The sequence below is a fragment of the Oryzihumus sp. genome, from assembly GCF_054325275.1.
In genome coordinates, this window is record NZ_JBTCWL010000109.1 from 1 (window position 1) to 7,825 (window position 7,825).

The window sequence follows — 7,825 nt, forward strand, 5'->3', positions numbered from 1 at the left end:
CGCCCCGCTGAGGATGCGGAACCCGGAGATCTGCAGCGGCGCCAGGGAGCGCAGCCCGACCTTCATGAACAGGAAGCTCGAGCCCCAGATGACGGACAGGGCCAGGAACTTGGCCTGCCAGGGCACCCGGGTGGTCGGGGCAGGCGGTGCGGCGGGGCCCGGCAGCGGGCGGGTCAGTGCGGTCATGGTTCTCAGCCCCCGGATCTCTCGGTCAGCTCCTGCGCGATGTGCACGGTCGCCCGTTGAACGTCGCGGGCCCCCTGTGGTGTGAGCCCGGCCAGGCCGCACGCCGGGGTGACCGTCACCTCGGCCAGGCCGGACAGCGGCAGCCCCACGCCCCGCCAGGCGGAGACGAGGCGACCGGCCAGCTCGGTGGCCCGCGGCTGCTCGTCGTCGGTGGGCACCAGCCCGGCCCACAGCCCGACGCCGTCCTCGACGGTCGCCGCGATCGACTCCCAGCCGGCGGAGCGCACCAGCGAAGTGTCCAGCGACACCGCGCGCGCCCCGGTCGAGCGCAGCAGCGGCAGCGGCACCGCCGGCGCGCAGCAGTGGACGGCGGTGGGCCGCTCCCCTGCGGCCGCGAGGACGTCACGCAGCCCGGCGGCGGCGACCTGCGGGTCGACCGCCCGGATCCGGCCGAAGCCGGACGCCGTCGGCAGCGACCCGGCCAGCACGGCCGGCAGGCCCGGCTCGTCGACCTGGACCACGAACGAAGCGCCGGGCACCAGACGCTCGAGCGTGACGAGGTGCTGGCGCAGCCCCTCGGCGAGCGAGGCGACCAGGTCGCGGCAGGCGCCCTCGTCGGCCACGGCGCGCTCTCCTCGCGTCAGCGACACGGAGGAGGCCAGCGTCCACGGCCCGCAGACCTGGACCTTGAGCTCGCCGGTGTAGCCGTCGAAGGCCTCGGCCAGCTCGTCGAGGTCCTCGCGCAGCAGCGCGGACGTGCGGGACGCGTCACGACCGGGCCGGTCGACCAGGCGCCAGCCTGCCGGCTGGAGGTCCACGTGCAGGTCGACCAGCAGGCCTGCTGCACGGCCGACCATGTCGGCGCCGGGGCCACGAGCGGGCAGCTCGGGCAGGTAGGGCAGGTGCGCGTCGGCGAGCAGGTCGCGAACGACCGCCAGGGCCTCGCGGATGGAGGTGCCCGGCCAGGACCCGATGCCGCTCGCTCTGCTCACGCGGGGAGCCTAACCGGCACCGGGGACACCGCTGTCCACCCCGGCGTCGGCCGCGGTCACGACGGCTGGATCCTGCTGCACGATGGCCGGATCCGCACGGTCGACCCGGGTCGGGCCCGGCCGACACGTCCGCGTCAGGACGAGCCAGCCTCTGCGGTGTGACGGGTCAGGCTCGCAGCGCTGATGGTGGCTGACCCGACGACCCGGGTCCCGTCATACAGGACCACCGACTGGCCGGGGGCGACGCCGCGCAGGCGGCGCTCGAGCCGCACGTGCACCTGGTCGCCGTCGGCCCACGCGGTCGCGGGGACCTCCTCGCCGTGGGCGCGCACCTGCGCCCCCACGGACACGACCCCGTCGGGGGCCGGCCCGCACCAGCGCGCATGGTCGCCCACGAGGGCGTCGACGCCCAGCAGGTCGGCGGTTCCGACGACGACGGTGTTGGTGCCCGGCCGGACCTCCACGACGTAGCGCGGCTGCCCGCCGGCGGCCGGACGGCCCAGGGCCAGGCCGCGGCGCTGGCCCACGGTGTAGGCATAGGCACCCTGGTGCCGGCCCACGACGGTGCCGTCGGTGTCGACGATGTCGCCGGGCTGCTCCCCCAGCCGCTGGGTCAGCCACTTCTTCGTGTCGCCGTCGGCGATGAAGCAGATGTCGTGGCTGTCGGGCTTCTTCGCGACGTAGAACCCGCGCTCGGCCGCCTCCTCGCGGATCTGCGGCTTGGTCGTGTCACCCAGCGGGAAGAAGGAGCAGGCGAGCTGGTCCTCGGTCAGCACGCCGAGCACGTAGGACTGGTCCTTGGCCATGTCGACGGCGCGGTGCAGCTCGCGGGTGCCGTCCGGTCGCTCGACGACCTGGGCGTAGTGCCCGGTGGCGACGGCGTCGAAGCCGAGCGCAAGCGCCTTGTCGAGCAGGGCGGCGAACTTGATCTTCTCGTTGCAGCGCAGGCACGGGTTGGGGGTGCGCCCGGCGGAGTACTCCGCCACGAAGTCCTCGACCACGTCGTCCTTGAACCGGGCGGCCATGTCCCAGACGTAGAAGGGGATGCCGAGCATGTCGGCGACCCGGCGCGCGTCACCCGCGTCCTCGATGGTGCAGCAGCCGCGGGCGCTCTCGCGCAGGGTGGCAGCGCTCTGGGACAGCGCGAGGTGGACACCGACCACGTCGTGGCCGGCGTCGAGCATGCGGGCGGCGGCGACCGCGGAGTCGACGCCCCCGCTCATCGCGGCGACGACCCGCATCAGGCCGGCCGCCTCGAGGAGGTCGCCGCCTGCGCCCGGCGCGCCCGCTCGACCGCTGCCGGGAGCGCGTCGAGGAAGGCCTGCACATCTGCCTCGGTGGAGGTGTGGCCCAGGGTCAGCCGCAGCGCCCCGCGGGCGTCCTGCTCGGAGACGCCCATGGCCAGCAGCACGTGGCTGGGCTGGGGGACCCCGGCCTGGCAGGCCGAGCCGGTGGAGCACTCCACCCCGGCCGCGTCGAGCAGGTAGAGCAGGGAGTCGCCGTCGCAGCCGGGCACGAGCAGGTGGGCGTTGCCGGGCAGGCGGCGCACGCCGTCGCCGGGCTCGAAGTCCCCGCTGACCGTGATGTCGAAGCCGGCGGCGAGGGCGCCAGCGACCAGCGCGTCACGCAGCGCGACCAGCCGGGGCGCCTCGGTGTCCAGCCGCGCCGTGGCGGCCTCGACGGCGACCGCGAACCCGCGGATCGCCGGCACGTCGAGGGTGCCGCTGCGCACCTGGCGCTCCTGCCCGCCGCCATGGCTCAGCGGCATGAGGCGCGCGTCGCGGCGGGCCACCAGCGCACCGACGCCCAGGGGTCCGCCGACCTTGTGGCCGGTGACCGTCATCAGGTCGACGCCGCTGGCCGCGAAGTCCACCGGCACCTGCCCGAGGGCCTGGACCGCGTCGGTGTGGACCGGGATACCGAACTCGTGGGCGACCGCGGCGATCTCGGCCACGGGCTGCACGGTGCCGACCTCGTTGTTGGCCCACATGACGCTGACGAGGGCGACCGACTCGGGGTCGGCCTCGATCGCGGCGCGCACCGTCCCGGCGTGCACCCGGCCGAGCGCGTCGACCTCCAGCCAGGTGACCTTGGCCCCCTCGTGCGTGACGAGGTGGTCCACGCAGTCCAGCACGGCGTGGTGCTCGACGGCGCTGACGAGCAGCCGGACGCGACGGTGGTCGGCCTCGCGCCGGGCGAGGAACGTGCCCTTGACCGCGAGGTTGTCGGACTCGGTGCCGCCGGAGGTGAACAGCACCTCGGAGGGGCGGGCGCCCAGCGCCTGGGCGATCGCCTCGCGCGACTCCTCGACGACGCGGCGGGCCTGACGACCGGAGGTGTGCAGCGAGGAGGCGTTGCCGACGACGGCCATCTGCGCGCTCATCGCCGCGATGGCCTCGGGCAGCATCGGCGTCGTCGCCGCATGGTCGAGGTAGGCAAAGGAGTCGCGCACCCGCAAAGTCTACGGCGACCCGGCGACCGCCCCTCTCCCCGACGAGGGCAGCGCCCGCGCGACCAGCCCGTGGGACCAGCCGGCCGCGACGACCACGTGCCCGAGCGCGACGCCCCACGGGCGGTGGCGGTAGGCCGCCTGCCAGGCGACGAGCTGGCCCAGGTAGCGCACGGCCTGGGCGGACGGCGGCATGTGGTGCAGCACGTAGGCGCCCCGCCGGGTCGCCCCCAGCGCCGAGAGGTCGCGCCGCGACACGGCGGTCGAGGCCACCGCGGCCAAGAGGTGCGCGACGAACAGGGCCGTCCGGGGCCGACCCCGCCACATCAGCCAGGTCGACACGGCGTCGGCGGCACAGTCCGTGGCGAGTTTCGCCGGGTGGACCTGGTGGAGCAGGTAGGCCCGGCGATCCACCGTCCCGTCACCTCGCTCGGCTCCTGACGGCCACCCTCCGGGCGACCTGGCTCAAGTCTGGTGGCCATCACCCCCTCTGTCACTGTCCTCCCGTGAGCGTCCGTGCGAGTGCCGGCGCGCCCTGTCGATCGAAGGGAGCCCCTCCAGGCCGGTATGGCGGGTGTCCGCCTCCCCCTCCAGCCCGTGCCAGCCACGCGTGCCCCGGGTGGGCCCACGCCAGCGCTCGCACCAGCCAGGCCCGCTGGTCCTCACCGAGCAGCGGCAGGGCGGCCGCGAAGTCGGCACGGTCCTTCGCGCGCAGGTGCTTGGCTTTGAACAGCAGCACGATCTCGGGGTTGAGCCAGCGCACCCCGTCGGTGTCCACCCACGTGGCGTCGTCCCGCGCCAGGGTCATCTGCGGCACCCGGCAGTCGACCCACTCCCCCGCCGACCCGGGGTTGAGCAAGGCGGACAGCGCGGCGCCCGGCCCGCGAACGAGTCGCGGACCGGGCGCCGGTGACGTGGGGTGGCTCAGCCCTTGGCGGCCTTGACCGCCTCGGTCGCCTGCGGCAGAACGGTGAACAGGTCACCGACGACGCCGAAGTCGACGAGCTCGAAGATCGGCGCCTCCTCGTCCTTGTTGACCGCGACGATCGTCTTGGACGTCTGCATGCCGGCCCGGTGCTGGATGGCACCGGAGATGCCCGCCGCGACGTACAGCTGCGGGGACACCTGCTTGCCGGTCTGGCCGACCTGGTTGGTGTGGGGGTACCAACCGGCGTCGACCGCGGCGCGGGAGGCGCCCACGGCGGCACCGAGGCTGTCGGCGAAGTCCTCCACCTTGGAGAAGTCGCCGCCGGTGCCACGGCCACCGGAGACCACGATCGCGGCCTCGGTCAGCTCGGGACGGCCGGTGGCGGCCTTGGGCTGGCGGTCGGTGATCTTCGCCGTCTTGGCGGCGTCGGAGACGGTGACGTCGACGACCTCGTCGGCGGCCGCGCCCGGGACCGCCTCGGGTGCGGCGGAGTTCGGCTTCACCGCGATGATCGGCGTGCCCTTGGTGACGGTCGCCCTGACCGTGTAGGAGCCCGCGAAGACCGACTGCGTCGTGGAGACGCCGCCGCCCTCACCGGCCTGCACGTCGACCGCGTCGGTGATGAGGCCCGACTCGGTCTTGATGGCCAGGCGCGCGGCGATCTCCTTGCCCTCGGCGTTGGCGGGGATGAGCACCGCGGCCGGGGAGGCGGAGGCGACGAGCTGGGCCAGCGCCTCGGCCTTGGGGGCCACGAGGTAGTCGGTGACGTCGGCGGACTCGATGCGGTAGACCTTCTCGGCGCCGTACTGAGCCAGGGCCTCCTTGGCGGCGTCGAAACCGGTGCCGATGAAGACGGCGGACGGCTCGCCGAGGCGGCGGGCGATGGTCAGCAGCTCGGAGGTCGTCTTGCGCACCTCGCCGTCGACGTGGTCGACCAGGACGAGAACTTCAGCCATGAGTAGTGGTTTCCCTTCTGAAGAATGTGCCGGTCGGTCAGATGAACTTCTGCGCGGCCAGGAACTCGGCCAGCTTCGTGCCGCCGTCACCCTCGTCGGTGACGATCTGGCCCTGCTGGCGCGGCGGGCGCTGCTGGAAGGACTCGACCTTGGTCCAGGCGGCGTCGAGGCCGACCTGGGAGGCGTCGACGCCGAGGTCACCCAGCGACCACGTCTCGACCGGCTTCTTCTTGGCGGCCATGATCCCCTTGAACGACGGGTAGCGCGGCTCGTTGATCTGGTCGGTGACCGACACCAGCGCGGGCAGCGTGCCCTCGATGGTCTCGGAGGCGGCGTCGCCGTCGCGGCGGATCTTCACCGCGGTGCCCTCGACGGTCAGCTCGGAGGCGAAGGTGATCTGCGGCAGGCCGAGGCGCTCGGCGAGCATCGCCGGGACGACGCTCATGGTGCCGTCGGTGGACGCCATGCCGGTGAGCACCAGGTCGGGGGCGCCGATCTTCTTGATGGCCTCGGCGAGGACCAGCGAGGTGGCGACGGCGTCGGAGCCGTGGATCGCCTTGTCGTTGACGTGGACGCCCTTGTCGGCGCCCATCTGCAGGGCCTTCTTGACCGCGTCGGCGGCCTGGTCCGGACCGACGGTCAGGACCGTCACCTCACCCTCACCGGCCTCGGCCAGCTTGAGGGCCTCCTCGACGGCGTACTCGTCGAGCTCAGAGAGCAGGCCGTCGACACCCACCCGGTCGGTGGTGTTGTCGGACTCGTTGAACGTGCGGTCCGACTGTGCGTCGGGCACGTACTTGACGCAGACGACGATGTTCATGGTCGCAGGCCGTCCTCTTCCGTAGGTTCGTGTGGTTCTCTGCTCGGGTCATCCTGACAGTCAGCCCGGGCGGATTGAACGCCCCGGACCCGTGATGCCCGACACCACGATGTTACCCGCCGGTAGCATTCTGCCGACCACGATGGAGGTGACGGTGGGCACACCCGAACTGGGCATCACCGGCGAGCGCACGGTGCCCGGCATACCGGCGGAGAACTACTGGTTCCGGCGCCACGAGGCGGTGTATGCCGCCCTGCCCCACTACGTGCCACGGCCCCCGCGGCAGGTGCTCGACGCGGGCTCCGGCGAGGGATACGGCGTGGCCGCCATGGCCCGCCTGTGGGACGCGGCCGAGGTCGTCGGCGTGGACTACGACGCCGCGGCGGTCGAGCACGCGCGGGGCACATACGGGTCGTCGCGGTGCTCGTTCGTGCGCGGTCCACTCACGTCGATCCCGTTGCAGGACAACGGCTTTGACGTGCTCGTGTCACTCCAGGTGATCGAGCACATCTGGACTCCCCGCGAGCTGCTGGGCGAGCTGGCGCGGGTCGGGCGACCGGGGGCGACGGTCGTCATGTCCACGCCGAACCGGCTCACCTTCTCCCCCGGGCTCGGCCGCCGCGAGCGGCCTGCGAACCTGTTCCACACGCGCGAGTACGACGCGATGGAGCTGGCCGGGCTGGTCGGCGAGACTCTGGAGGTGGACTCGGTGCTCGGCCTGCACCACGGCTCCCGCCTGACGGCGTGGGAGGCCGCGCACGGCAGCCTCCCGGAGGCCCAGCTCGCCGGTCCCCCGGAGGGTTGGGAGCCTTCCCTGGCCGACCTCGTCGCGCGGGTCGACGTGGCCGACTTCACCCTCTCCTGCGAGGCCCTCGACGCCAGCCTCGACCTCGTCGTGGTGGGCCACGTCCGATGACCGACGCCGTCCCCGGCTCCTTCGCCCTCGTCCTGCACTCGCACCTGCCGTGGGTGCGCCACCACGGGGTCTGGCCGCTGGGCGAGGAGTGGCTGCACCAGGCGTGGGTGGAGAGCTACGTCCCCCTCGTGGCCGAGCTCGACGCCCTCGCCGCCGAGGGGCACCGTGACGTGCTCACGCTGGGGGTGACCCCGGTGCTGGCCGCCCAGCTGGACGACCCCGCCGCCGTGGTCGACGCCCGCACTTGGGCCGGGCTGTGGGAGATGCGCTGCCGCGAGCTGGGCCTCGGCCAGGAGGGGCACCGCGGCGACATCGCGCGATACGAGTTCGCGGAGGCACGGCGTGCCTCCGAGCAGCTCGAGACCCGCTGGCGGCACGGCGGCTCGCCGGTGCTCCGGTCGCTGCGCGACGCCGGGGTCGTGGAGCTGCTCGGCGGCCCGGCGACCCACCCGTTCCTGCCGCTGTTGCTGCCGGAGGTGGCCGAGCTCGCCCTGCGGGCCGGCCTGGCGGACTCGCGGTGGCGGCTGGGGGCGCCCGGACACGGGATCTGGAGCCCGGAGTGCGGCTGGACCCCGGCG

The 7,825-nt window shown here is 73.6% G+C and carries 9 protein-coding genes and 1 pseudogene; 2 read left to right on the forward strand and 8 right to left on the reverse strand.

All coding sequences use genetic code 11. The features are described from left to right. The 8 genes and pseudogenes from ACXVGS_RS18265 to ACXVGS_RS18300 form a co-directional block, all read right to left on the reverse strand. Positions 1-186, reverse strand: a pseudogene (locus tag ACXVGS_RS18265) (hypothetical protein); the annotation flags it as partial. 5 nt (positions 187-191) lie between these two features. Beyond that, the gene (locus ACXVGS_RS18270) at positions 192-1,178 is read right to left on the reverse strand and encodes a methionine synthase (protein ID WP_458531217.1); all 987 of its coding nucleotides are present in this window, start codon (positions 1,176-1,178) and stop codon (positions 192-194) included. A gap of 134 nt (positions 1,179-1,312) precedes the next feature. Next, complete coding sequence (mnmA, locus tag ACXVGS_RS18275) at positions 1,313-2,419, reverse strand: tRNA 2-thiouridine(34) synthase MnmA (RefSeq protein WP_458537308.1); 1,107 nt, start codon at positions 2,417-2,419, stop codon at positions 1,313-1,315. Beyond that, positions 2,419-3,585 carry a cysteine desulfurase family protein gene (locus tag ACXVGS_RS18280; RefSeq protein WP_458530911.1) on the reverse strand — a complete coding sequence of 389 codons (1,167 nt, stop codon included), beginning with the start codon at positions 3,583-3,585 and terminating at the stop codon, positions 2,419-2,421. Before ACXVGS_RS18280 ends, mnmA begins: the two co-directional genes overlap by 1 nt. 54 nt (positions 3,586-3,639) lie before the next feature. Beyond that, positions 3,640-4,041, reverse strand: a complete 402-nt coding sequence (locus ACXVGS_RS18285) for a hypothetical protein (protein ID WP_458530909.1) — start codon at positions 4,039-4,041, stop codon at positions 3,640-3,642. 79 nt (positions 4,042-4,120) lie between these two features. Further along, positions 4,121-4,435, reverse strand: coding sequence for a hypothetical protein (locus ACXVGS_RS18290; RefSeq protein WP_458537309.1), 315 nt, complete (start codon positions 4,433-4,435; stop codon positions 4,121-4,123). 116 nt (positions 4,436-4,551) lie between these two features. After that, on the reverse strand, positions 4,552-5,511 hold the full coding sequence (locus tag ACXVGS_RS18295; RefSeq protein ID WP_458530907.1) for an electron transfer flavoprotein subunit alpha/FixB family protein: 960 nt from the start codon (positions 5,509-5,511) through the stop codon (positions 4,552-4,554). A 37-nt stretch (positions 5,512-5,548) separates the two neighbouring features. Continuing rightward, a complete protein-coding gene (locus tag ACXVGS_RS18300) occupies positions 5,549-6,331 on the reverse strand; it encodes an electron transfer flavoprotein subunit beta/FixA family protein (protein WP_458530906.1) in 783 nt (260 codons plus the stop codon). A gap of 154 nt (positions 6,332-6,485) precedes the next feature. Here ACXVGS_RS18300 and ACXVGS_RS18305 point away from each other — a divergent pair, with 154 nt between their 5' ends. Both ACXVGS_RS18305 and ACXVGS_RS18310 read left to right on the forward strand, forming a co-directional pair. After that, positions 6,486-7,247, forward strand: a complete 762-nt coding sequence (locus tag ACXVGS_RS18305) for a class I SAM-dependent methyltransferase (protein WP_458530905.1) — start codon at positions 6,486-6,488, stop codon at positions 7,245-7,247. Next, positions 7,244-7,825, forward strand: a 582-nt coding sequence (locus ACXVGS_RS18310; RefSeq protein ID WP_458537310.1) for a hypothetical protein, incomplete at its 3' end; no start/stop codon positions are given. The genes ACXVGS_RS18305 and ACXVGS_RS18310, both read left to right, overlap by 4 nt.

What these genes read in the sequence shown, in the direction of transcription:
- mnmA (WP_458537308.1), bottom strand. Translation starts at nt 2,419, where the DNA reads ATGCGGGTCGTCGCCGCGATGAGCGGGGGCGTCGACTCCGCGGTCGCC.
- ACXVGS_RS18300 (WP_458530906.1), bottom strand. Translation starts at nt 6,331, where the DNA reads ATGAACATCGTCGTCTGCGTCAAGTACGTGCCCGACGCACAGTCGGAC.
- ACXVGS_RS18295 (WP_458530907.1), bottom strand. Translation starts at nt 5,511, where the DNA reads ATGGCTGAAGTTCTCGTCCTGGTCGACCACGTCGACGGCGAGGTGCGC.
- ACXVGS_RS18290 (WP_458537309.1), bottom strand. Translation starts at nt 4,435, where the DNA reads ATGACCCTGGCGCGGGACGACGCCACGTGGGTGGACACCGACGGGGTG.
- ACXVGS_RS18280 (WP_458530911.1), bottom strand. Translation starts at nt 3,585, where the DNA reads ATGCTGCCCGAGGCCATCGCGGCGATGAGCGCGCAGATGGCCGTCGTC.